Annotated in this window: 21 protein-coding genes and 1 tRNA gene; 16 read left to right on the forward strand and 6 right to left on the reverse strand. The window is 54.9% G+C overall.

The genetic code is table 11. From position 1 onward, the window contains the following. Positions 1–327 precede the first annotated feature (327 nt). From uvrB to ispF, 3 genes are all read left to right on the forward strand, one after another. A complete protein-coding gene (uvrB, locus tag ACK4HN_RS04205) occupies positions 328–2,337 on the forward strand; it encodes an excinuclease ABC subunit UvrB (protein WP_409849578.1) in 2,010 nt (669 codons plus the stop codon). A gap of 159 nt (positions 2,338–2,496) precedes the next feature. Continuing rightward, positions 2,497–3,006 carry an allophycocyanin subunit beta gene (gene apcB / locus ACK4HN_RS04210; protein ID WP_409849576.1) on the forward strand — a complete coding sequence of 170 codons (510 nt, stop codon included), beginning with the start codon at positions 2,497–2,499 and terminating at the stop codon, positions 3,004–3,006. 60 nt (positions 3,007–3,066) lie between these two features. After that, complete coding sequence (ispF, locus tag ACK4HN_RS04215) at positions 3,067–3,549, forward strand: 2-C-methyl-D-erythritol 2,4-cyclodiphosphate synthase (protein ID WP_409868303.1); 483 nt, start codon at positions 3,067–3,069, stop codon at positions 3,547–3,549. 8 nt (positions 3,550–3,557) lie between these two features. Here ispF and ACK4HN_RS04220 read toward each other — a convergent pair whose 3' ends face one another. Further along, a complete protein-coding gene (locus ACK4HN_RS04220) occupies positions 3,558–4,304 on the reverse strand; it encodes a pentapeptide repeat-containing protein (RefSeq protein ID WP_409868304.1) in 747 nt (248 codons plus the stop codon). Positions 4,305–4,399: 95 nt separating this feature from the next. On the opposite strand from ACK4HN_RS04220, the gene ACK4HN_RS04225 reads away from it, so the two are divergent. Beyond that, a complete protein-coding gene (locus ACK4HN_RS04225) occupies positions 4,400–5,356 on the forward strand; it encodes a LysR substrate-binding domain-containing protein (protein WP_409868305.1) in 957 nt (318 codons plus the stop codon). Between the two features lies 1 nt (position 5,357). Next, complete coding sequence (locus ACK4HN_RS04230; RefSeq protein WP_409868306.1) at positions 5,358–6,002, forward strand: alpha/beta hydrolase; 645 nt, start codon at positions 5,358–5,360, stop codon at positions 6,000–6,002. Here the strand turns inward: ACK4HN_RS04230 and ACK4HN_RS04235 are convergent. Next, the gene (locus ACK4HN_RS04235) at positions 5,989–6,639 is read right to left on the reverse strand and encodes a diacylglycerol/polyprenol kinase family protein (protein WP_409868307.1); all 651 of its coding nucleotides are present in this window, start codon (positions 6,637–6,639) and stop codon (positions 5,989–5,991) included. The two genes, ACK4HN_RS04230 and ACK4HN_RS04235, sit on opposite strands and share 14 nt — an antisense overlap. Positions 6,640–6,644: 5 nt before the next feature. Next, positions 6,645–7,784 carry a non-hydrolyzing UDP-N-acetylglucosamine 2-epimerase gene (gene wecB, locus ACK4HN_RS04240; protein WP_409868308.1) on the reverse strand — a complete coding sequence of 380 codons (1,140 nt, stop codon included), beginning with the start codon at positions 7,782–7,784 and terminating at the stop codon, positions 6,645–6,647. 125 nt (positions 7,785–7,909) lie between these two features. On the opposite strand from wecB, the gene ACK4HN_RS04245 reads away from it, so the two are divergent. Continuing rightward, positions 7,910–8,425, forward strand: coding sequence for a bifunctional nuclease family protein (locus ACK4HN_RS04245; RefSeq protein WP_409868309.1), 516 nt, complete (start codon positions 7,910–7,912; stop codon positions 8,423–8,425). A gap of 1 nt (position 8,426) precedes the next feature. After that, positions 8,427–9,548, forward strand: a complete 1,122-nt coding sequence (locus ACK4HN_RS04250) for an aldo/keto reductase (protein ID WP_409849562.1) — start codon at positions 8,427–8,429, stop codon at positions 9,546–9,548. 18 nt (positions 9,549–9,566) lie between these two features. Here the strand turns inward: ACK4HN_RS04250 and ACK4HN_RS04255 are convergent, their stop codons facing one another. Next, positions 9,567–9,692 (reverse strand): hypothetical protein, encoded by a 126-nt coding sequence (locus tag ACK4HN_RS04255; protein ID WP_409868310.1) that lies wholly within the window; start codon positions 9,690–9,692, stop codon positions 9,567–9,569. Positions 9,693–9,786: 94 nt separating this feature from the next. Here ACK4HN_RS04255 and alaS point away from each other — a divergent pair, with 94 nt between their 5' ends. Genes alaS through ACK4HN_RS04270 form a run of 3 tightly spaced genes read left to right on the forward strand, consistent with a single transcriptional unit; the run spans position 9,787 to position 16,227 of the window. Next, entirely contained in the window at positions 9,787–12,462 is a 2,676-nt protein-coding gene (gene alaS / locus ACK4HN_RS04260) for an alanine--tRNA ligase (protein WP_409868311.1), read from the forward strand. Positions 12,463–12,495: 33 nt separating this feature from the next. Beyond that, complete coding sequence (locus ACK4HN_RS04265) at positions 12,496–13,731, forward strand: LL-diaminopimelate aminotransferase (RefSeq protein ID WP_409868312.1); 1,236 nt, start codon at positions 12,496–12,498, stop codon at positions 13,729–13,731. A gap of 3 nt (positions 13,732–13,734) precedes the next feature. Next, positions 13,735–16,227 carry an O-antigen ligase family protein gene (locus ACK4HN_RS04270; protein ID WP_409868313.1) on the forward strand — a complete coding sequence of 831 codons (2,493 nt, stop codon included), beginning with the start codon at positions 13,735–13,737 and terminating at the stop codon, positions 16,225–16,227. A 1-nt stretch (position 16,228) separates the two neighbouring features. Here the strand turns inward: ACK4HN_RS04270 and ACK4HN_RS04275 are convergent. Further along, positions 16,229–16,302 (reverse strand) — tRNA-Met (locus tag ACK4HN_RS04275). 194 nt (positions 16,303–16,496) lie between these two features. On the opposite strand from ACK4HN_RS04275, the gene ACK4HN_RS04280 reads away from it, so the two are divergent. The 3 genes from ACK4HN_RS04280 (at position 16,497) to leuS (ending at position 20,504) form a co-directional block, all read left to right on the forward strand. After that, positions 16,497–17,102, forward strand: a complete 606-nt coding sequence (locus ACK4HN_RS04280) for a hypothetical protein (RefSeq protein ID WP_409868314.1) — start codon at positions 16,497–16,499, stop codon at positions 17,100–17,102. A 51-nt stretch (positions 17,103–17,153) separates the two neighbouring features. After that, positions 17,154–17,852 (forward strand): response regulator transcription factor, encoded by a 699-nt coding sequence (locus tag ACK4HN_RS04285; RefSeq protein WP_409868315.1) that lies wholly within the window; start codon positions 17,154–17,156, stop codon positions 17,850–17,852. 84 nt (positions 17,853–17,936) lie between these two features. Further along, positions 17,937–20,504, forward strand: a complete 2,568-nt coding sequence (gene leuS, locus ACK4HN_RS04290) for a leucine--tRNA ligase (RefSeq protein ID WP_409868316.1) — start codon at positions 17,937–17,939, stop codon at positions 20,502–20,504. Here the strand turns inward: leuS and ACK4HN_RS04295 are convergent. Then, positions 20,501–21,088 (reverse strand): CpsD/CapB family tyrosine-protein kinase, encoded by a 588-nt coding sequence (locus tag ACK4HN_RS04295; protein WP_409868369.1) that lies wholly within the window; start codon positions 21,086–21,088, stop codon positions 20,501–20,503. The genes leuS and ACK4HN_RS04295 overlap by 4 nt on opposite strands. A 238-nt stretch (positions 21,089–21,326) precedes the next feature. Between ACK4HN_RS04295 and ACK4HN_RS04300 the strand changes: the two genes are divergently transcribed. From ACK4HN_RS04300 to ACK4HN_RS04310, 3 genes are read left to right on the forward strand one after another with little or no spacing between them, the layout of a single operon-like run. Then, a complete protein-coding gene (locus tag ACK4HN_RS04300; protein ID WP_409868317.1) occupies positions 21,327–21,548 on the forward strand; it encodes an adenylyl-sulfate kinase in 222 nt (73 codons plus the stop codon). A 60-nt stretch (positions 21,549–21,608) separates the two neighbouring features. Beyond that, positions 21,609–21,815, forward strand: coding sequence for a DUF2839 domain-containing protein (locus ACK4HN_RS04305; protein ID WP_181494553.1), 207 nt, complete (start codon positions 21,609–21,611; stop codon positions 21,813–21,815). A 7-nt stretch (positions 21,816–21,822) separates the two neighbouring features. Next, complete coding sequence (locus ACK4HN_RS04310) at positions 21,823–23,070, forward strand: D-alanyl-D-alanine carboxypeptidase (RefSeq protein ID WP_409868318.1); 1,248 nt, start codon at positions 21,823–21,825, stop codon at positions 23,068–23,070.

The following is a 23,070-nucleotide window of genomic DNA, read 5'->3' on the forward strand; positions in this document are numbered from 1 at the left end:
AAAAAGAGACCCTACGCCAAGCGGGTAGGGCCAAAGACGCAGTTAGGAGGTATCTTGCTTCCCTACGATACTGCCGATATTTTGGGAGAGCAAAAGCTTTTACCAATTCTTTAGATTTAGCGCAATTAACTGCTACAATTCATGAGAAACTGTTATTTAGAATACCAAACTCACCAACCCTATTTTCAACTGGGGGGGGACGTAGTTCTGATGGTTTGCAGTACCTTCCATCCTTCTGAAATCCTTCTGAAAAAGACTGTAGGTGGCTTGCTCTGCCGTCGCTGCATTACCCTGAAAAGCTAAGACAAAATTCTTCAGAATTGGGCAATGAGCAGCACTCCCTTTCGCATTCATGCTCCCTTTGAACCTACGGGGGATCAACCCCAAGCCATTCAAAAACTGGTCGCTGGGGTACGGGCAGGACATCGCTTCCAGACCCTGCTAGGGGCAACGGGCACGGGTAAAACCCATACGATCGCCCGCGTGATCGAGGCCATTGGTCGCCCGACCCTAGTCTTGGCTCACAACAAGACCCTTGCAGCACAACTGTGCAATGAACTGCGCTCCTTTTTTCCTGAAAATGCCGTTGAGTACTTTATCTCCTACTACGACTACTACCAGCCTGAGGCCTACATTCCTGTTACCGACACCTACATCGAAAAAAGTGCCTCCATTAACGAGGAAATTGATATGCTGCGCCACTCGGCCACCCGCTCTCTCTTTGAACGGCGGGATGTGATTGTGGTCGCCTCGATTAGCTGCATCTACGGCTTGGGCATTCCAGCGGAGTATCTAAAGGCCGCCATCCCCCTTGAGGTGGGTCGTGAAACGGATCTGCGGCAACTCCTGCGGCAACTGGCCATGATTCAATACACTCGCAACGATGTCGAGCTGGGGCGGGGGCGCTTTCGCGTGAAGGGGGATGTGCTTGAGATTGGCCCTGCCTATGAAGATCGCCTCATTCGCGTTGAGTTCTTTGGGGATGAGATTGAAGCGATTCGCTATGTGGATCCGCTGACGGGCGAAACCCTGCAAAGTGTGGAACGCCTGAATATCTATCCTGCAAAGCACTTTGTCACCCCTGCGGAGCGTCTTGAAGCAGCCTGTGCCGCTATTGAGGCAGAACTCAAAGAGCGGGTTGCCCAGTTAGAGGCAGAAAACAAGCTACTGGAGGCACAGCGCCTCAGTCAACGCACCCGCTATGACTTGGAAATGCTGCGGCAGGTGGGCTACTGCAGCGGGGTGGAAAATTACTCACGCCACCTAGCAGGTCGAGCAGCCGGAGAGCCACCAGAGTGCTTGATTGATTACTTTCCAGAGGATTGGCTCCTCATTGTAGATGAATCCCATGTGACGGTGCCCCAAATTCGCGGCATGTACAATGGCGACCAAGCGCGCAAAAAGGTGCTGATTGACCACGGCTTTCGGCTCCCCAGTGCCGCCGATAATCGCCCCCTCAAGGCGGAGGAATTTTGGCAAAAGGTGAAGCAGTGCATTTTTGTTTCGGCTACCCCCGGCGATTGGGAGTTGGCCGTCTCTGAAGGGCAGGTAGTGGAGCAAATTATTCGCCCTACAGGGGTGGTGGATCCAGAGATTGTTGTCCGTCCCACCCAAGGACAGGTGGATGATTTGTATGCAGAGATTCGCCTGCGGTGCGATCGCCAGGAGCGAGTACTGGTGACCACCCTCACCAAACGCATGGCCGAGGATCTCACAGAATACTTCCAAGAGCGGGGCGTGCGAGTACGCTATCTGCACTCAGAAATTAATGCCATTGAGCGCATCGAGATTCTGGAAGCCCTGCGCCAGGGGGATTTTGATGTGCTAATTGGGGTGAACCTGCTGCGGGAGGGACTGGACTTACCAGAGGTGTCGCTAGTGGCAATCCTAGATGCCGATAAAGAGGGCTTCCTGCGGGCGGAGCGATCGCTCATTCAAATGATTGGCCGCGCAGCGCGGCACGTGCGGGGGCAGGCCATTCTCTATGCGGACACCCTCACCGACAGTATGCAAAAAGCGATCCAAGAAACGGAGCGCCGCCGCGCGATTCAACTGGCCTACAACGCCGCTCATGGGATCACCCCTCAGCCCATTGTCAAGAAAACTAGCAATGCCATCTTGGCCTTTTTGGAGGTCTCGCGCCGCCTCAATGCAGAGCACTCAGCGGTGCTCTCTCCTCAAACTCTTCAGGAGCTGAGTCTAGAGGATATTCCTCAACTGATCCAAGACCTTGAGGCAAAAATGAAGGCGGCTGCCCAAGAATTAGCTTTTGAGGAGGCTGCCCGCTACCGCGATCAAATTAAGCGCTTGCGCGATCGCTTGGTGGGGCATGCCTAGAATTATGAACTTTTGTAATAGTTCGCAACAGTCCGTAAAGGGAAGCGAAGGGGGAGAAACCCTGCCGTGATAAGCTAAGTACGACTTTATATCCGCGCAATTTCGGCTGGCGTTCGGGTTGACGCTAGTTTTACCAGTTCTATGGAGTAAGAAAAACCTATGCGTGATGCCGTCACCACACTGATTAAAAACTATGACTCCACCGGTCGCTACCTCGATCGCGATGCTGTTGAGCGCTTGCGCTCCTACTTTAACTCCGGTGCGGCACGGGTTAAAGCGGCGGCAGTAATCAATGGTGATGCCGCAGCCATCGTTAAGGAAGCCGCTTCGGCCCTCTTCACAGAGCAGCCGGAACTGATTCAACCCGGCGGCAACGCCTATACCACCCGCCGCTATGCCACCTGCTTGCGGGATATGGACTACTACCTGCGCTATGCCAGCTACGCCATTGTGGCTGGAGATGTGGATATTCTCAATGAGCGTGTCCTTGAAGGGTTGCGGGAAACCTACAACTCCCTTGGGGTGCCCATTGGACCTACGGTGCGGGGCATTCAAATCATGAAGGAGATTGTGCGCGATCGCGTGGCTGCTGCTGGCATTGCAGACACCAGCATTGTTGAGCAGCCCTTTGACTATATGTGCCGCCAACTGAGCGAAGTCAATATCTAGCAGACTCTGCAAGAATGGAGGGTGCGGGCGATCGCCCCTTCGTTATTTTATGCAGCAGCCATGAAAATCCGCATTGGCAATGGTTACGACATCCACCAATTGGTGGCCGGACGGCCTCTCATTTTAGGCGGTGTCAAACTAGAACATTCCCTAGGACTCTTAGGACATAGTGATGCCGATGTCCTAACCCATGCAATCATGGACGCCCTCTTGGGAGCCCTCAGCCTGGGGGATATTGGCCATTACTTTCCCCCCGATGATCCGCACTGGGCAGGGGCAGATAGTCAGGTTCTGCTGGCAAAGGTGGCGGCATTGATTGCAGAACGCGGCTGGCAGGTGGGCAATATTGATGCGGTGGTGGTGGCAGAGCGTCCCAAACTCAAACCCTACCTCGATCAGATGCGCGATCGCTTGGCAACGACTCTTGGCATTGACCGTGAGCAGATTAGTATTAAAGCCACCACCAATGAAAAACTGGGGCCTGTGGGGCGCGAAGAGGGGATAGCTGCCTATGCGGTGGCACTCCTGCACTCAGCAGCCTAGGCTCGGTCTTATCTGACATAGAGGCTATGGTGAAAATTCGTTTGCTCACACCGGCTTGCCTCTAAGTTGGCATGGCGAAAGTTGGCCCAGCAACAGGTTGCCCCCTGCAGGTTAGCGCGCACAAAAAGGGCACGGGCAAAGTAACCCCGCGTCAGCCCCGCATGGGCGAGGTTGGCCCCATAGAAGTTGCAGCGATAGGCTTGCACCCCCTCAAGGGAGGCCTGCACCAGTTGCGCAAAACGCAGCGTGGTCTCATTTAGACTCGCTCCCATCAGCAGAGCAAAGGAAAAGTCACTCGCCATAGCGCGGGCATGGCTCAAATCCGCTTCAGACCAATTGCTGTGGCGACAATCCGCCTGCTCAAGGGTCGCCCAAGAGAAATCCGCATAGGTAAACCGCGCGTACTGGAGGTTGGCGAGTTGAAAATTGGCCCGCTGGGCAGTGGCGCGATCGCCCACCGTTTTCAAAAACAACGCCCCCCGGCAATCGGCATCATTGAGGTTAGCTGCTGTTAAATCTGCCTCATAGAGGTTGGCAAAGCGCAAATCCCCATGGGCAAGGTTCACCTCCCGCAGACAGGCCCGGCTCAGGTTACACCCCCGCAGGTCATAGCCCCGCAGATCCATGCCTGTCAAATTCATATCACTGAAATCTACAGTAAGCTGAGGATAAGTTCGCCGCCACTCGTTCCAGCGGTGTTTTCCTCCTCGCAGGCGATCGCTCAATAGCTGATTTAAGTGCCCTTTGATCATCATTCTTGCCTTGAGATTCTTCACATTTCGTTATCGTGGCGCAAAATTTGATAGAATTAAATCTATGTAGCCCTATCGCTGACGAAAGGAGAATGGGTTTGAAACAGGCAACCCTACATCAGCTTAAGGTTTTTGAGGTCACTGCTCGCCATGGAAGTTTTACACGTGCTGCTGAGGAACTCTTTCTGACGCAGCCCACCGTCTCAATTCAAATGAAGCAGTTGACCCGTGTGGTGGGCATGCCTCTCTTTGAGCAAGTGGGCAAGCGACTCTACCTCACGGAAGCTGGCAAGGAACTGTTGGCCACCTGCCAAGACATTTTTGAGCGGCTGGAGCGGTTTGAAATGGCCATTGCCAACCTCAAGGGTCTGAAGCAGGGACACTTGCGGCTGTGTGTCATTACCACAGCTAAATACGTAATTCCCCGACTGCTGGGGCCGTTTTGCCAGCGCTATCCGGGGATTGATGTGGCGCTTACAGTCACTAACCACGAGCAGGTGGTGGAGCGCATCCGAGGCAATATGGATGATCTTTATATTCCCAGTTATCCGCCAGACAATGTAGATGTGGAGTGCCACCGCTTTTTGGATAACCCCTTGGTGGTGGTTGCCCCCAGTCACCATCGCCTCAGTGGCCGCAGTAAAATCCCGATCCAAGAACTGGCCGGAGAACCCTTTATCATGCGGGAGCAGGGGTCAGGCACCCGCCAAGCGGTGGAGAAGCTCTTTGCAGAGCACCATGTGCCCATCAATATCCGCCTTGAACTGGGGAGTAACGAGTCCATTAAGCAGGCGATCGCGGGCGGTTTGGGGATTTCTGTACTTTCCCATCACTGCTTAGCCCTTGACCGTGAGTCCAGCCAATTGACGATTCTTGATGTCGAGCACTTCCCAATTCAGCGGCACTGGCATCTGGTTTATCCTGCGGGCAAGCAGCTGTCGGTGGTGGCTCAGGCCTTCTTTGACTATGTGTCCACCGAGGGGCGGCAGATGATTGAAGCCAGCCTCGCCTATCCCGGTGGGGCGGCTCCTGCCAAGGAACTCAACCCGGTCTAGGATGGTCAAGCTGCAATTTCTCACCCTTCCCGATCCGCCGATCGCGGCAGCGCACAGTCTTTTACTGCTCCATGGCTGGGGAGCCAATGCCGCAGATTTAATTTCCCTTGGGCCATTACTGGCGCCCCAAGCCCAAACCTATGCCGCGGAAGCCCCCTTTCCCCATCCCTACGTTGCCCAAGGGCGGATGTGGTATGACCTCAATCAACACCATGCCCTCAGTGGTTCATTACTCCTCGATGAGCGGGCTACGGATCTGGCCACTAGCGAAGCTGCACTGCGGGACTGGATTGGCAGCTTGCCCATTGATCTCAGCCGTACGATTTTAGGAGGCTTCTCCCAGGGTGGCGCACTGACCTTGGCTGTGGGGTTAGCGTTGCCCTTGGCGGGCCTAGTGGTCTTTAGTGGCTATTTGGTTCGTCCGCCAGTGGTCGCAGCCACCTCACCACCCGTGTTGATGATCCATGGCACAGCGGATCCGGTGGTACCCTTTGCCAGTGCCCAAGCCAGTTGGCAAGCCCTGCAGGCAGCGGGGGTGAAGGGAACGTTTCATGCCCTACCCATGGCCCATGAAATTAATGGGGAAGCCATCGCGATCGCCCGCCAGTTTATTGAGAAGACCCTTCCTAACATCAACTCAAATTGAGTAACCCATAGGCAAGCAAAGCGCTACCGATCGGCACTGTGAGATTATCAATCCCTCGCCAAGCAATCAGTTCCAAGAGGGTCGCCCCCAGACCAATCAGGGGGGCAATCCAGAACCACTCTAACGCGGCAATGGGGGTAAGGGATAGAGCCGCCACCAAGGTACTCACACAGAACATGGTCAGGGTTCCTTCCCAACTTTTACTCGTTCCCAGCAAGCGATGGCGTCCCCAGTGAATCCCCACAAGGGCAGCCAAGCCATCTCCCCAAGCCATGACTAAAATTCCCAGAACTGCCAGTTCCGGCAGTGTGTCCCAAAAGAGTGCCATTAATGTGCCAATACTCACCGCATAAAAAAACGTGCCCCAACTGTGGCGCCCCACGGCACTAATACTGGCAAAAATCGGCACCCAATGGGACACAAGGGTAATCACACCAGCGATCGCGGCGGCCACAATTCCCCAACTGGTGGGTACCCCTAGGGCATAGGCAATGAGGACTACTTGACCTGCACCAATGTGCACCACTTTCCGCGACCATTCCTTGACATTGGGAAACCAAGCGTGAACCAGTTCTGCGGTTAACAGCACCAAGCCCAGCCAACTTGTAATCAAGATGCCTGCCCAGAACATGGTCATTCTTGTCATTCCTTCCTCAGGGGGGATAAGTCCTGGGCAAAAAACTGCGTCACAATCTCAAGGATGCGATCGCTGGCATGACCATCGCCAAAGGGATTGATCGCCGTTGCCATGCGCTTGTACGCCGCTGCATCTGTGAGTAACTCAATGGCTGCCGCTGCAATTGTATCCGCAAAGGTGCCCACCAGTTTGGCGGTGCCAGCAGTGACCGCTTCTGGTCGTTCGGTGGTTTCCCGCAACACCAGTACTGGCTTACCCAGGCTAGGCGCTTCCTCCTGGAGGCCACCGGAATCTGTCAGCAAGAGCGTTGATCCCTTAATCGCTGCCACAAGGGCAGGATAGTCCAGTGGTTCTGTCAGAAAAACGCGAGGATGATGCCCCAAATAGGCCTTGAGGGGGTCACGCACAGTGGGATTGCGATGCAGGGGCAAAAGCAAGGCAGTGTCGGGCAGGGTGTTCAAAATTTTTAAGAAGCCCTTGGCAATGTCCTCAAGGGGGGCACCCCAGTTTTCACGGCGGTGCACGGTGGCAAGGAGTACCCGATACTTCTGCCAGTCAAGGCCAAGAACAGGGCACACCGGCTGGCGATCGGCCACCTGTAGGAGGGCATCAATGACGGTATTGCCCGTTAAGTGAATGCTGCCCGTAACGCCGGCGGCTTGAAGATTCTTGACCGCTTGTTCCGTAGGGGCAAAATGGAACTGCGCCAATTGGGAAATCAGGCGGCGGTTGGCTTCTTCTGGATAGGGATTATAGAGATCGTCGGTGCGCAAGCCCGCTTCCACATGACCGACGGGAATTTGCTGATAAAAGGCGGCAAGGGTAGCGGCAAAGGCAGTGGTCGTATCCCCTTGGACTAACACCAGACGGGGCAGGAGTTCTTGATAGAGTTGCTCAAGTCCTTGGAGAGCGCGACAGGTAATTTCGGTGAGGGTTTGCTGCGGCTGCATAATTCCTAAGTCCCGATCCGCCCGCAATTCAAACAGTGCCATTACCTGATCCACCATTTCGCGGTGCTGCCCCGTGAGGACAATGTAGGGTTCAAAAAGGGGCGATCGCTGGAAAGCTTGAATGACCGGTGCCAACTTGATTGCCTCCGGGCGCGTACCCAATGTAATGCAGATCGGGATGGGGGAAGCAACCATAGCTGTCTAGATGCTTGGAGTAATCACTTTTAGTGTAACCAGAAGGGAGTGTGTCACCCCTGTGAAAAGAACTGTATGTTAATAATAGAAGGGAATGCACCGCCATTGCGCTCGCTGAGGTGGCCATGATTGAAATGACCGTTGCTGGAATTGCCCTTGATGCCACTAACCGTCGCACGCCAATTGTGTTGCTTAAAGACGGTGCTGGACGGCGAGCACTGCCCATCTGGATTGGCGATAATGAGGCGCGGGCAATTTTAATGGCCTTGGAAAATCAACGGGCACCGCGACCCATGACCCATGATCTCATGGCGAATATTCTCAATGAATGGAATATGACCCTAGAGCGGGTGGTGATCCACTCCCTTGAAGACAACACCTACTATGCGGTGCTGACGCTGCGCCAAGGAGAAACTCGCAAAGAGATTGATGCTCGTCCCAGTGATGCCATTGCCCTTGCTCTGCGCTGTGATTGCCCGATTTGGGTGATGGAAGCGGTGGTGGCCGATGCTTCGATTCCCGTTGATCGCGAAGCTGATGAGGAAGAGCGCCAAGCCTTTCGCCGCTTTTTAGATTCCATTCGCCCCGAAGATTTTATTCAGCAGGGACGGGGAATGGAAGAGGATTCCTCCGCCGGCTAGGATGCGCTATCGCCGCTTTGGTCGCACGGGTCTAAACCTCTCGGTGTTTTCCCTCGGCACGATGCGCGCCTTGGGCAGTCCTGAGGTGATGCAGGCGGTCATTGAGGGGGCGATCGCCCAGGGGATTAACCATATTGAGACCGCCGCTGCCTATGGCGCCAGCGAAACCTACATTGGTCGTGCCCTCGAAGCCCTAGGACATCCCCCTGTTTTTATTACCACCAAGCTATTGCCCCAGGGGGATGCGGATCAGATACAGCGGCAGATTAGCCAATCCCTTGAGCGTCTCCAAGTCTCACGGTTAGACGGTGTCGCCCTGCATGGACTCAACACCCCCGATCATCTCGCATGGCTCAATAGTGAGGGCATGGCCATGCTACGCCAGTTGCAGGCGGAAGGGGTGATTGGTGCTCTGGGCTTCTCCAGCCATGGATCGCTGCCGGTGATTCTGCAGGCGATCGCCAGCAATCAATTCGACTTTGTTAATCTACATTACACCTACTTTCAGCAACGCAATGCGCCAGCGATCGCTGCCGCTGCCGAGCGGGATATGGGCATTTTCATCATCTCTCCGGCCGATAAGGGGGGACAACTCTACCAGCCTTCCCAACGGCTCCAAGACCTCTGTGCGCCTTTTCACCCTCTCCATTGGAGCTATCGCTGGTTACTGAGTCAGCCTGCCATCACCACGCTGAGTATTGGGCCTGCCACCGTTGCCGAGTTGGCCTTTCCCCTAGCCGTGGCCGATCAGGTGGCACCCCTGAGCGCTGAAGAGCAAGCGGTGGGCGATCGCCTACAAGCGGTGATGCAGGAAACCCTAGGCAGAGATTTGTGTCAACAATGTTATGCCTGTCTGCCCTGCCCTGAGGAGATTCATATCCCCGAAGTGTTGCGGCTGCACAACTTGGCCGTCGCCTACGACATGAGGGAGTTTGGCAAGTATCGCTATGGCATGTTTGGCCGCGCCGGGCATTGGTTTCCCGGTCAGCCCGCGAACCGTTGTACTGAATGTGGCGATTGTCTGCCCCGCTGTCCCAGTGGTTTGGAGATTCCCCGGCTATTGCGTGAAACCCATGAACAGTTGCACGGCACCTCGCGATCGCGCCTTTGGCAGAATATTTGATGGAAAATAAAAAACTTCCTATAGGGTATTGAATTTCTCGTTGGTGGTTGTTTGATTGGTTTTCACCTCAAGGGTCAATTCGTAGGTGAGAATCATGCTGTCAATTATAGTCTGAGTCTCAAGGACAAAACTGCAATTACCCACACCACTAAGCTACCCTATAGTGGCAGTACCCTTGCGAGGTTTATGATGGAATAGTATTTTGCTGTTTGTTGCGCTCCGTTGAGACTTTGTTCCAATGACTTCGTCCCCTTCTGCGTCGGCAACAACTGCCCTCACAGGTGATCAAATTCGCCAAAAATTCCTTGACTTCTATGCCGCCAAGGGGCACACGATTTTGCCCAGTGCCTCGCTGATTCCAGAGGATCCGACGGTGCTGCTGACGATCGCCGGCATGCTCCCCTTCAAACCGATTTTCCTCGGTCAAGAAGCCCCCAAAGTGCCCCGCGCCACTACTGCCCAGAAATGTCTGCGCACCAATGACATCGAAAATGTAGGCCGCACCGCTCGCCACCACACCTTCTTTGAAATGTTGGGTAACTTCAGCTTTGGCGACTACTTCAAGGCGGAGGCCATTGCTTGGGCTTGGGAGCTGATGACCACGGTTTATGGTTTGCCCCCCGACCGGCTCTTGGTGAGCGTCTTTGAAAATGACGATGAGGCCTACGAGATTTGGCATCGCCAAGTGGGCTTGCCCAAGGAGCGCATCCAGCGCATGGGGGAGGAGAGCAACTTTTGGACGGCTGGGCCAACGGGTCCCTGTGGCCCCTGTTCTGAGATTTACTACGACTTCCATCCTGAAGAGGGGCTTGATACTGTTGACCTTGAGGACGATCGCCGCTTCATCGAACTCTACAACTTGGTGTTCATGGAGTTGAACCAGGACGACCAAGGGCGCCGCACTCCCCTTAAGGCAAAAAACATTGATACAGGCATGGGGCTAGAGCGGATGGCACAGGTTCTCCAAGGGGTGCCCAACAACTACGAAACGGATTTAATTTTCCCGATTATTGAGGCGGCAGCGCAGCGAGCCGGGATTCAGTACCGCAAAGCCAATGCCAGCACCAAAACCTCCCTCAAGGTGATTGGCGATCACACCCGTGCAGTGGTGCATCTCATTGCCGATGGCGTCACCGCCAGTAATGCGGGACGTGGCTATGTGCTGCGGCGATTGATTCGGCGCATTGTCCGCCATAGTCGCCTGTTGGGGATGAATGAACTGGTGACCCCTGCCTTGGCTCAAGTGGCGATTGATCTAGCTGCCAACGTCTATCCCAATGTGCGCGAGCGGCAGGCAGTGATTCTCAGCGAACTCCAGCGGGAGGAGGAGCAATTTCTCAAGACCTTGGATCGGGGTGAGAAGCTCTTGGCGGAAATGCTGGCTCCCCTGAAGACAGCTAAGGGTAAAAAACGCAGTAAACCGCAATTGGCGGGACGCGATGCCTTTGTTCTTTTTGATACCTATGGCTTCCCCTTGGAGTTGACCCAAGAGATTGCCGCCGAGCAAGGCATTGGTGTGGATGTGGCTGAGTTTGAAGCCTGTATGGCCGAGCAGCGGCAACGCTCCCAAGCAGCCCATGAAACCATTGATATTACGGTGCAAGAGGGGATTGACTCCCTAGCGGATCAACTGCATCCGACGCAATTTCGCGGCTACGACGAGTTTAGTTTGACCACGATAGTGACAGCGATTTTAGTGGCGGGTCATCCAGTGACAACGGCAACGGCGGGGACAGAGGTGCAGGTCATCCTTGAGGAAACCCCCTTCTATGCTGAATCCGGCGGCCAAATTGGCGATCGCGGGTACTTGGCCACCAGTGATGCCCTCGTGCAAATCCACGATGTGCAAAAGCAAAAAGAATTGTTTGTTCACTATGGCAAAGTGGAGCGGGGCAGCCTTAGTGTCGGCGATCGCGTCAGCGCCCAGATTGATCTCAGTTGTCGGCGCCGAGTACAAGCACACCACACGGCAACGCACCTCTTGCAGGCCGCCTTGAAAAGGCTCATTGACGAGAACATTTCCCAAGCAGGGTCGCTAGTGGCCTTTGATCGGCTGCGGTTTGACTTTAACTGCCCCCGTGCCCTCACTCGTGAGGAGCTGCAACAGATTGAAGATCAAATCAATACGTGGATTAGTGAAAGCCACCCCACCCACACCAGTATCATGGCGCTCAATGAAGCCAAGGCCAAGGGGGCGATCGCCATGTTTGGCGAAAAATACGGTGAGCAGGTGCGCGTTCTCGACATTCCGGGCGTTTCTATGGAACTCTGTGGTGGCACCCATGTCCACAACACCGCTGAAATTGGCCTCTTTAAGATCATTAGTGAGAGTGGGGTGGCCGCTGGCATTCGCCGCATTGAAGCCATTGCTGGACCGGCGGTGCGGGACTATTTGCAACAGCGTGATAGCATTGTCCGCGAGCTGTGCGATCGCTTCAAAGCGAAACCAGAAGAGGTTCTCGATCGCGTTAGCCAACTCCAAGCGGATCTCAAAGCCCAGCAAAAGGAACTAGAACACCTCAAAGCCGAATTGGCCCTTGCCAAAACCCAAGCCCTCTTGGAGCAGGCGGAAGCCGTCAGCAATACCCATCTTCTCATTGCCTCCCTAGCAGGCGTGGATCCCCAAGGACTAAAAACGGCTGCCGAATGGCTCCTGAATAAATTGGGTAGTGGTGCTGTGGTGTTGGCCACTCAGCCTGCTGCTGATAAGGTGAACCTTTTAGTTGCCGCCAGTCAAGACGTTGTGCAGCGGGGGGTTCATGCCGGTCAACTGGTGGCAGAACTCGCCCAAGTCTGTGGTGGGCGCGGTGGCGGGCGTCCCAACTTTGCCCAAGCGGGGGGATCTCAACCTGAAAAATTGCCCGCGGCGTTGGAATTGGCGCACTCTCGCCTCAAAGGGATCCTTGAATCCTGATATATTGACCTTCTGTTCTCACTCAGCAGCACTATGGCTTTTGTTAACGCAAACTACCTCAAACTCAAGGCAGGGTATCTCTTTCCAGAAATTGCCCGCCGTGTCAATCAATTCTTGCAGAGCCATCCCGATGTCCCCCTGATTCGTCTCGGCATTGGGGATGTCACTGAACCGCTGCCAGCAGCCTGTCGCCAAGCGATGATTCAAGCCGTCGAAGAAATGGGCGATCGCGCCACCTTCAAAGGCTATGGCCCTGAGCAGGGGTATCCTTGGCTGCGGGAAAAAATTGCCGCTCACGACTTCCAAGCCCGAGGCTGCGACATTGATGCCAGTGAAATTTTTATCTCCGATGGCTCTAAGTGCGACACGGGCAATATCCTCGACATTTTTGGCGACGGCAACCGCATTGCTGTGATAGACCCCGTCTATCCCGTCTATGTGGATACTAATGTGATGGCAGGGCACACGGGCGAAGCCAATGAACGCGGCGAGTACGCAGGACTGGTTTATTTGCCAATTACCACTGAAAACCACTTTACTCCCACCCTGCCCAGTGAACCTGTGGATTTAATCTACCTCTGCTTCCCCAACAACCCCACCGGTGCCGTGGCCACACGGGAGCATTTACAGGCGTGGGTGGACTATGCCCGTGCCCACAACGCGATTATTTTCTTTGATGCCGCCTACGAAGCCTTTATTACCGATCCCGCTATTCCCCACTCCATCTATGAAATTCCCGGTGCCCGCGAGTGCGCCATTGAATTTCGCTCCTTCTCGAAAAATGCCGGATTTACGGGAACCCGCTGTGCCTTTACCGTAGTGCCCAAGGGTCTCAAGGGACAAACCCCCAGCGGTGAAGCGGTAGAACTCTGGTCGCTGTGGCAGCGGCGGCAATCCACCAAGTTTAATGGCGTTTCCTACATTGTGCAGCGGGGTGCTGAGGCGGTTTACTCTGAAGCGGGTCAAGCCCAAGTACGGGAGCTGGTGGCCTTCTATATGGAAAATGCCCGTCTCATTCGCGAAAAACTCACCCAAGCAGGCTTTGAAGTTTATGGTGGGGTCAATGCCCCCTACGTTTGGCTAAAAACCCCCCAAGGCATGGGCAGTTGGGACTTTTTCGATAAATTGCTGCACACCTGCTATGTTGTGGGTACTCCCGGTGCCGGTTTTGGGGCAGCCGGTGAGGGTTACTTGCGCCTTTCAGCCTTTAATAGTCGCGAAAATGTCCTTGAGGCTATGGCTCGCATTGAGCAGGTCTGGCGGGGATAGGCAATGGCAGCAGAGCGAGCCATTCGGCAAGAGGGTGTTCTTTTAGCCCTGCTGACAGCAGCGGGGTATGTTCTATTTACCTTGTTGCCCAACAGCCATAGCCTCATGACCACTTGGCCGTGGATTCTGCTGTGGCAAGCTGCTGTCGGTGCGCCGTTGCTCTGGTTGCTTTACTTTTTTGCCTATCAACGCCGCTTACCCCCCCTCGGCAATGGGGCTGATGGCGTGGTCGGTTTGCTATTGGTGGGATTGGTGGTTTCGATTCCCTTTAGCCGCTTTCCACAGCAAGCTCTCTGGTACAGTTGGGCAGCCTTGGGAGAGTTGGCTGTCCTCTATCCCCTCAGCAGTTGGTTGCGCACCCCCGAACGTCGCCGCCGCTGCCTCTACTTTCAAGGGTATGTGGTCGCCGCCCTCATTGTGCTCAGTGCTGGCCTTTGGCTGGGGAGACAAATTCTGCCATCACTGTGGCAGGGCACATTGGTCTTTGATCCAAATGGGCTAGAGTTTCGCAATGGGGAGCCGTTTGGCCATCAAAACTACCTTGCTGGCTATCTGCTTTTGGGATTGCCCCTGCTGGCGCTATTGACTTGGACCGCGCCTCCTCAGGCTTCTTGGTGGCGATCGCGCCCCTTTTGGCTTGGACTCTTGCTCTTGGGACTCGTGGATTTGTACACCACCTTTTCCCGCGGCGCGGCCTTGAGTGTCCTGATTACGGCAATTCCCTTGGCTTGGCTGGGGTTGAAGGGCAGCCGTTGGCGGCGCTCTTGGCCGTGGATTGCCCTCGCATTGGGAAGTGCTGCTGTCTTGGCCATTGCCAATGCACGATTGCGCCAGACGGTACTGAGTCTATGGCGAGGGGAAGCGGCCGGGGAAATGGCCTATCGCTGGATCACCCACCTCACTGCTTGGGAAATGGGTAAAGCACATCCTTGGACTGGCCAAGGCTTGGGGAGTGTGCCACTTCTTTACCAAGCTTACCGTCCCGACTGGGCAGGGGAGGAGGCGGCATGGATCTATCAACTCCACAGCACACCGGGGCAACTGTGGGCAGAACTGGGGGTTTGGGGCATTGGCGCTTGGCTTTTGGCCATTGGCCTTCTGGGTTACTGGACCCTGCGGTATCGCCGTTGGCTGGTTCCTCTGGCCACGGAAGATCAACAATTGGCCTTCACCCTGCTGGGGGCGCTCTGGGCCTATGGGCTATTTAGCTTGAGTGATTTTCAAGTGGACAATGTGGGGATTGCTGGGCTATTGGCCACAGAAGTTGCCCTTCTAGCTGCCCTGCTGCGCACGGGCCAAGGCCAAGCCCCGCAAGGGCGTCTGTTGCCGCGCTACACTTTGCCCTTAGTTGCCCTAGGCTTGGTAGGCCTTATTGCAATGGGCGTTTGGCTTGCCCCCATTCACCGCGCCCGTGCCCTCAGCAGCGAAGGATTCTGGGCATTGGCCATGCGGCCTGTGCAATGGCAACGCTTTACGGAGTTCCTCTTTCGCGCCCAAGAACTAGTGCCTTGGGAACCTTTTTACCCCCTACAGTTGGGCTGGAACTATGGCCACCGCGGCTTCCAAACGGCCAATCCGTCAGCTCAAGCCAATCTGTTCCAGACGGCGGTTGCCGAACTTGAAAAAGCTGCCAAGCGCGCCCCTGCTCTTGAATTTGTCCACACGTGCCTAGGCTGGCTGTATTGGCAGCAGCGACGCTGGTCCCTCGCGGCTTCCCACTTTGCTCAAGCGATTGAACTCGATGGCAGGCAGCCGGGCAACTTTTTGGGTCTTGGCTTGAGCCTTCTTGTCCAAGGGAAAGAGTCCCAGGCAGTGGATGCCCTCACTTTGGAAATCCTCACTTTTCCCCACGTGAGCACCAGTCCTTTTTGGCGATCGCCCCTCCTAGCGCCCCACTACCCAAAAGTTCTAGAGCAGGCCAAACAGCGCTATGCTGCCCTAGAGCAAACCCTTGCCCCCCATCGTGCAGCAGCTAGTTACGCCCGCCAAGTGCATGGCCTTCTGGCTTGGTGGCAGGGGGACTGGTCAACCGCAGCGCCGCGCCTACCGCAAACTCTCCAACCCGCCCTTTTGGCTTTACAAAACCCCACAGCAGGCACCGATTCCCTACCCCAGTCACTGCAACAATTTCTTGACGGGTGGCGTCAGCCAGCGAAACGAGCAGAATTGTGGGCCCGTCTTTGGCAGGGAGAGCAACTCACAGCAATACTCCGTTCGAGTAAGGACATTTCACCAACGACACCCCCACTGGCGTGGCTGCGTTCCCAAGCACCGGCTACAGCGATTCAATTTGAGCGGGTCGGCTTTAACTTGAATATGCGCCATGCCTTTGGCTCGGTACCGGTGGACTTTTACCGCGAGCTGCGCAATTTGCCCTTGACAACGCTGCTCCCAGACCTCTGGCCGTCACGGGTCTTCCTTCCAGAGCTGGAAAAAGCGCTTCTAGAAGACCGCCAACAACTTTTTAGGAGTCTTGCTCTACCGCCAAAAAAATGAATGGCGGGGCATGGATTTGAACCATGGACCTTCGGGTTATGAGCCCGACGAGCTACCAGACTGCTCTACCCCGCGTTGCTCTAGCTTATCTAACATAGCGTATGGGCTAGAGAATTGGCAAGCGATCGCCAAAGGCTTTATAAAGCGTTATCAAAATGTTCAGTTTTTTTTAGGTGAACTGTAGCAGAGTTTACTTGCATTTTTGCGAAAAACAAATATAAAGAAATTATTAAAATTCGTCGGGGTTGCCTAAATTCACTTCCTCAGCAATGCTCCTACCTCCTCTCCTCCTAAATGTCCTCAGGGAAATTTATCAGCGTCAAGCCTCACCGCTCTCTGACAATCCCCTGCGAACTGAAAATCAGCTTCTTCTCTTGATTGAGGCACTTCCAGAAGCAACCGGTGCCACCCTAGAAACCTTGGTGGTTGCCTATTGCCGGGCTAAAGCGTCTCTCCCTCTTAACTTCGCTTACCTCTTGGCACTAGAGGGTGAAATCCTTAACCTGCTTGGCGTGACATTCGCAGTACGCCCCTTGTTTACGCCACCAGTGGTACAGACGCTGCAAAACTATCTGCCATGGTTTAGAAAGGCCAGTCAGATCGTCCAAAATCACCTTGATCGCGCCCTTGTGCGTAACTACTGGTTGATTACCCGCCCGACTCATCCTTGGCTGCGCACCATTCAGGTTGAGATATTCTATAGCGAGCAAATGCCCTCTCGCGATCGCTACCTCAACGAGGAGCAGCAAGACCTGCTACAAACATGGTTAGAGCAGTTTATTCTCTACTGCTATCGCCTTGTACCCGCACTGCCAGCCGAGGCGATCGCAGCGGGGATTCCTGTGCCGGCTCAGTTGCTACAAGCAGCGGCCTAACTCAAGAGGATTTCGCTAAAATTTTGGTGTCCATCGGCCATTACTGCAGTTGTGGAGCACATTCTGCTGCTAGAGGATGAAACGGAGCTAGCCGATCCCTTGGGTCACATCCTGCGCCAAGAGGGCTATCACGTTGACGTGGCCTACGATGGTGAAACGGCTCAAACCTACTGGCAAACGCAGCGCCCCTACCACCTCCTGATTTTGGATTGGATGGTGCCACCGCCCACGGGGCTAGAACTCTGTCAACGACTGCGCCAAGCCGGTGATGAGACTCCCGTTCTTTTTCTCACTGCTCGGGATACAGTGGATGACCGGGTATGTGGTCTGGATGCCGGTGCTGATGATTACTTGGTTAAGCCCTTTGAACTGCGGGAACTATTAGCACGGGTACGAGCGCTCCTGCGACGGCGGCATCCCACAGGATGTACAACCCCGCTTCTCTGCTGGCAGGATTTGCGTTTAGATGTCGAAGGTCGTCTGCTCTACCGGGGGCAACAGTGCATCGGTCTCTCGGAAAAGGAAACGGCACTTTTGGCGCTGTTCCTTAAGCACCCAACGGAACTCCTCAGCCATGAATTCATTGCCAGCCATCTGTGGCCAGATCAGCCCAATGTCAATCGCAACCTATTGGCAGCCCAAATTCGGCTCCTACGCCGCAAAATTGAGCATGCGGATGAACCCTCCCTGATTCAAACAGTCTATGGTCAAGGCTATCGGCTACGCCCCGTTGCTGCCCCTGATGGCTAAGACTCCTGTTGCAACATCTTGAGGGGCAGGGTGCCAGATACAATGCAGATACAATAGACAAGTTGTGCTTTTGGGAAAACTGTTGTGGACGATCGCTACGACCCCCAAGTGATTGAGGCCAAGTGGCAACAGGAATGGGCTGCCCGGCAGCTTGATCGCACCGACACCGATCCGCAAAAGCCCAAGTTCTACGCCCTCTCGATGTTTCCCTACCCCTCTGGGAATCTGCACATGGGGCATGTCCGCAACTATACGATTACCGATGTCATTGCCCGCTGTCGGCGGATGCAGGGCTATCGCGTTCTCCACCCGATGGGCTGGGATGCCTTTGGCCTACCGGCGGAAAATGCTGCCATTGAACGGGGGATTCATCCTCGCGTCTGGACACAGCAAAACATTGCCCAAATGCGCCAAGAACTGCAACGCCTTGGCCTTTCCTACGACTGGGAACGGGAAGTGACCACCTGTCACCCCGACTACTACCGCTGGACGCAATGGCTATTTTTGGAGTTTTTTGAGGCAGGCTTGGCCTACCAGAAGGAAGCGGCAGTCAACTGGGATCCCGTAGATCAGACGGTTCTGGCCAATGAGCAGGTGGATAGCGAAGGGCGATCGTGGCGATCGGGTGCCTTGGTGGAGCGGCGATTGCTCAAGCAATGGTTCCTGAAAATTACTGCCTACGCCGAGGAACTGTTGAATGATTTAGAACAGCTGACGGGCTGGCCAGAGCGGGTGAAATTGATGCAGGCCAACTGGATCGGCAAGTCCAGTGGCGCCTATTTGGAATTCCCAATTGTGGGGAGTGATGAAAAAATTGCCGTTTTTACCACCCGTCCCGATACCGTCTATGGGGTGACCTACGTGGTGCTAGCACCCGAACATCCCCTCACCCTCAAGGTGACCACTAGCCGCCGCCGCAAAACGGTTGAGGCCTTTATTGCCAGTGTGCAACAGGAAAGTGAACTGGAACGCACCGCCGGCGATCGCCCCAAGCGCGGTGTAGCCACCGGTGGCAAAGCCCTGAACCCCTTTACTGGTGAAGAAATCCCCATCTGGATTGCCGATTATGTCCTCTACGAATACGGTACCGGTGCTGTAATGGGCGTACCTGCCCACGATGAGCGGGATTTTCAGTTTGCCAAAGCCCACAAGCTCCCCATTCGCCAAGTGATCATCCCCCCAGACGGCAAAGCCAGTACCCGCCTTAAGGCTGCCTATACCGAGCCGGGAAGATTAATCAACAGTGGTCCATTTGATGGCATGGACTCCGCCGCAGCTAAAGCAGCGATTACCGAGTACGCGGCCACCCAAGGCTGGGGACGGGAGCAAGTGCAATATCGGCTGCGGGATTGGCTCATTTCCCGCCAGCGCTATTGGGGTGTCCCCATTCCCATCATTCACTGTCCGCAGTGTGGAGCCGTACCTGTGCCGCGCTCAGAATTGCCCGTGCTGCTCCCAGAGGAAGTGGAGTTTACCGGTCGCGGGCCTTCGCCGCTGGCCAAACTGGAGGCGTGGCGCAATGTTCCTTGTCCTAAGTGCGGTGCCCCTGCCCAGCGGGAAACGGATACGATGGACACTTTTATTGACTCCTCTTGGTACTACTTCCGCTATGCCGATGCTCGCAATAGTGAAGCCCCCTTTGACCCCGCAGCCATCAAGGACTGGTTACCGGTGGATCAGTACGTGGGGGGGATTGAGCATGCCATTCTGCATTTGCTCTACTCGCGCTTTTTCACTAAAGTGTTGCGCGATCGCGGGCTAGTGCAGGTGAGTGAACCCTTTCAACGTCTCCTCACCCAAGGCATGGTGCAGGGACGCACCTACAAAAACCCCCGCACGGGTAAGTATGTGACGCCCTCTCAAATTGCCGACCTCAGCCAACCCACTGACCCCGAAACTGGCGAACCCCTAGAGGTGGTCTATGAAAAAATGTCCAAGTCCAAGTACAACGGCGTTGCCCCCAGTGAGGTGATTGAGAAGTACGGTGCCGATACCGCACGCATGTTTATCCTCTTCAAGGCGCCGCCCGAAAAAGACCTAGAATGGGACGATGCCGATGTTGAAGGCCAATTCCGCTTCCTCAACCGTGTTTGGCGACTGGTGCAAACCTTCAAAGCCAACGGCGGTCAACTGGGTCAACCCCTGCCTACGACCCTGACAAAAGCGGAAAAAGACCTCCGCCGTGCTGTTCATACCGCTATCAAAGAAATTAGCGACGATCTTGAAGGGGACTATCAACTCAACACCGCTGTCGCCGAACTCATGAAGCTTGCCAATGCCCTTGGCGGCGCCGACTGCTACACCTCAGGGGTCTATGGCGAGGGCATTCAAACTCTGCTGACTCTGCTAGCCCCCTTTGCTCCCCACCTCAGCGAAGAACTCTGGCACCAACTGGGGGGAACAGACTCCATCCACCGCCAACCTTGGCCCAAGGTTGATCCTACGGCACTGATTGCCGAGGAAATGACAGTGGTGATTCAGGTTATGGGGAAGACCCGTGGCACCATTCAAGTCCCTGCCGGTGCTAGCCAAGCTGAACTGGAGGAAGCGGCAAAACAGTCAGATCTGGGCCAACGCTACCTAGCGGGTAAAACCATCAAAAAAGTGATTGTTGTTCCCGGCAAGTTAGTGAACTTTGTCTTAGCCCCCTAAACACTCACTGGTTGCCGCAGTCCATCGGCAGGAATATCCGATTCTTGCTCCCGCTTTGCAGTGGTTTTGGGTGGGGGTGCCCCATTGACTACAATCCCCAGAAGCTTGTTGGGAAAACTGAGACTATAGTCCTTGCAGACATTCGTGAAGGCTTCCCGCTCCGTGTGGTTGAGCCGCAAGGCCAAGAGAGCACCATCAACAACGGTTAACAGGCGATGGGTCTCCGAATCAGTCAACTGCGGCGGCGTATCCAGAATCACCCAGTCAAAGGCTGCTTTCATCTCCTGGAGCAGTGCGACACCCACTTCCGAACTCAAGCGACCACTGCCTTGCCCTGCCGTCAATACCCACAAACGCTCTGAATGCTGCTGTAGGAGTCCTTGCCAGTAAGGATGGGGCGTAGTTCCCGCCAGTAGTTCTCCCACCCCCGATGTATTGGCAATTCCCAAGGCAGTATGCAGTCCCGGTTCCCGCAGACTGGCATCGACTAGAAGCACCCGCTGTCCCAGAGAAGCTGCTGCTAGTGCCAAATAAAGGGCGATCGTGGTTCGTCCTGCGCCTAGCTCTGCCGATGTAATCGCAATTAGACCTCCCTGTCGTTGCTGTCATCTTCATGACTATCTTTATCTAATAATTTTGATATTGATAAATTTTAATGCCCTGCTAATACCAAAATCAAACAGCGTAAAATATCCTACACCCATCCAAATAATACTTAATCATCCAAACTTATCAGCACCAATTTGTTGGATCAGAATTGGTATTACGAAAATTGAAACCAGCATTGGTAATGCAAGACCAGTCATATTCCATAAAAAGAAAATGGTACACCACTCCCAAGGCTTAACTCTCTGGTTTACTGGTCTCTCTGGGGCTGGCAAGACAACGCTGGCTCCCTATGTTCAGAAGCAGCTTCAGGCGGCGGGCCATGTTCCTGAACTTCTGGATAGTGATACGGATTTGGAGACGATTGAGGAGAGTGCGGCTAAGGTGTCGCACAAGCTGGCGGAGTTTGGTGTGATGTGCTCAATCGTTGAGTCCTAGGGGGTCGATCGCCCCCTAAAAGCGTCTAGGATAGGGACTGTAACCGTTCGAGCAGCGAGTATGGGTGAGGCAAAACGACGCAAAGAAACCCTCGGTGATGCCTACGGTCAAGAAAAGGGGAGCTGGCTCAAGAAGGAGCAACTGCTGCTGATTCAGAAGTGGGTGACGCGGGGCACTTGGGTGGGCATTGGCCTACTGGTGCTCATTTGGCTCACGGTTCGCTTTATTGGCCCAAGTCTGGGATGGTGGCAATTGGCAGCAAATTAGGACGGAGATGTTAGAGCTTTTGGCAACGCTGGTATGGTACTGGGGACAGCCGCGCATTGAGGAACTCCAGCTACTACTTTTTCCGCCGGAAGTGGCATTGCATCAGTATCGCGATCGCTACCTGCAAACGCTGGCTCAAGAAGGTTTCTCCCCCAGTCAACAGGGGATTTGGGTTCAAAGTACACAACAGCTCCTCGTGAATCACCAAGGCGATCGCCCCCTTTCTGCTGCCTCGGTCACCAAAATCGCCACGAGCCTCGCCGTTCTGGATCAATACCCCTTTGACTATCAGTTCCTGACCCGCATCGGCACCACGGGCACGCTGGAAAATGGCGTCCTCAGGGGGGATTTGGTCTTGATTGGCGGCAATGCTCCCCTCTTTGTCTGGGAGGAAGCGATCGCCCTCGGCAATGCCCTCAATCGCTTGGGGATTCGTCAAGTGGCAGGGAATTTAGTCATCGTTCCCCCTTTTATGATGAACTTTTACCGTGAGCCGCAAACTGCCGCAGCGCTATTCAGACTGGCTTTGGATCAGCGCCGCTGGACACCTGAAATTGAAGCGGCCTACACGTACCACCTCAAGGGGCAACCCCGCCCCCAAGTGAAAATTCTAGGGGCAACTCGCTTCCAAAGCACGATCCCCCCTCAGGTCACCCTTCGCCTAGAGCATCGCTCCCTTCCCTTGGGGGAAATTGTGCGGCAAATGAATATCTACAGCAACAATGAGATTGCGGAAACCCTAGCAGAAATGGCAGGGGGTCCTGCAACCGTGGCTCAAGTCGCCGCTCGTAAAGCCAATGTGCCCCCCAGTGAGATTCAACTGGTTAACGGCTCCGGTCTAGGCGAGGAAAATCGAATTTCTCCGCGGGCGGCTTGTGGGATGCTCTTTGCGTTTCAACAGATGCTTGCCCAGAAAAACCATAGCCTAGCGGATGTGCTCCCCATGGCGGGGCGCGATCGCGGGACACTAGAGTTTCGTCAACTGCCGGCGACAACCCTTGCGAAAACCGGTTCCCTGTGGAATGTGAGTGCTTTGGTCGGCGTCTTGCCTACGGCGAGATACGGCACCGTGTGTTTTGCCCTCTTTAATCGGGGGGATAACCTCGAAGGGTTTCGACGGGCGCAGGATCGCTATGTGCAGCACCTGCGTCAAATCCTACAGGCGGCTCCCCAGCATGGGGCTGAATTCCGCCGCCGAGCTACAGACTCTCGCCTAGGGGATCCGCAGCGAATTCAAGTGGTGACGGTTCAATAG

The organism is Thermosynechococcus sp. (assembly GCF_046299655.1).
Classification (GTDB): domain Bacteria; phylum Cyanobacteriota; class Cyanobacteriia; order Thermosynechococcales; family Thermosynechococcaceae; genus Thermosynechococcus.

Bases quoted from the DNA above. Each gene is read 5' to 3' on its own strand.
- ACK4HN_RS04245 (WP_409868309.1), top strand. From the start codon at position 7,910: ATGATTGAAATGACCGTTGCTGGAATTGCCCTTGATGCCACTAACCGT.
- ACK4HN_RS04270 (WP_409868313.1), top strand. From the start codon at position 13,735: ATGGCAGCAGAGCGAGCCATTCGGCAAGAGGGTGTTCTTTTAGCCCTG.
- alaS (WP_409868311.1), top strand. From the start codon at position 9,787: ATGACTTCGTCCCCTTCTGCGTCGGCAACAACTGCCCTCACAGGTGAT.
- ACK4HN_RS04250 (WP_409849562.1), top strand. From the start codon at position 8,427: ATGCGCTATCGCCGCTTTGGTCGCACGGGTCTAAACCTCTCGGTGTTT.
- apcB (WP_409849576.1), top strand. From the start codon at position 2,497: ATGCGTGATGCCGTCACCACACTGATTAAAAACTATGACTCCACCGGT.
- uvrB (WP_409849578.1), top strand. From the start codon at position 328: ATGAGCAGCACTCCCTTTCGCATTCATGCTCCCTTTGAACCTACGGGG.
- ACK4HN_RS04300 (WP_409868317.1), top strand. From the start codon at position 21,327: ATGGTACACCACTCCCAAGGCTTAACTCTCTGGTTTACTGGTCTCTCT.
- ACK4HN_RS04280 (WP_409868314.1), top strand. From the start codon at position 16,497: ATGCTCCTACCTCCTCTCCTCCTAAATGTCCTCAGGGAAATTTATCAG.
- ACK4HN_RS04220 (WP_409868304.1), bottom strand. From the start codon at position 4,304: ATGATGATCAAAGGGCACTTAAATCAGCTATTGAGCGATCGCCTGCGA.
- ACK4HN_RS04230 (WP_409868306.1), top strand. From the start codon at position 5,358: ATGGTCAAGCTGCAATTTCTCACCCTTCCCGATCCGCCGATCGCGGCA.
- wecB (WP_409868308.1), bottom strand. From the start codon at position 7,784: ATGGTTGCTTCCCCCATCCCGATCTGCATTACATTGGGTACGCGCCCG.
- ispF (WP_409868303.1), top strand. From the start codon at position 3,067: ATGAAAATCCGCATTGGCAATGGTTACGACATCCACCAATTGGTGGCC.
- ACK4HN_RS04305 (WP_181494553.1), top strand. From the start codon at position 21,609: ATGGGTGAGGCAAAACGACGCAAAGAAACCCTCGGTGATGCCTACGGT.
- ACK4HN_RS04235 (WP_409868307.1), bottom strand. From the start codon at position 6,639: ATGACCATGTTCTGGGCAGGCATCTTGATTACAAGTTGGCTGGGCTTG.
- ACK4HN_RS04265 (WP_409868312.1), top strand. From the start codon at position 12,496: ATGGCTTTTGTTAACGCAAACTACCTCAAACTCAAGGCAGGGTATCTC.
- ACK4HN_RS04310 (WP_409868318.1), top strand. From the start codon at position 21,823: ATGTTAGAGCTTTTGGCAACGCTGGTATGGTACTGGGGACAGCCGCGC.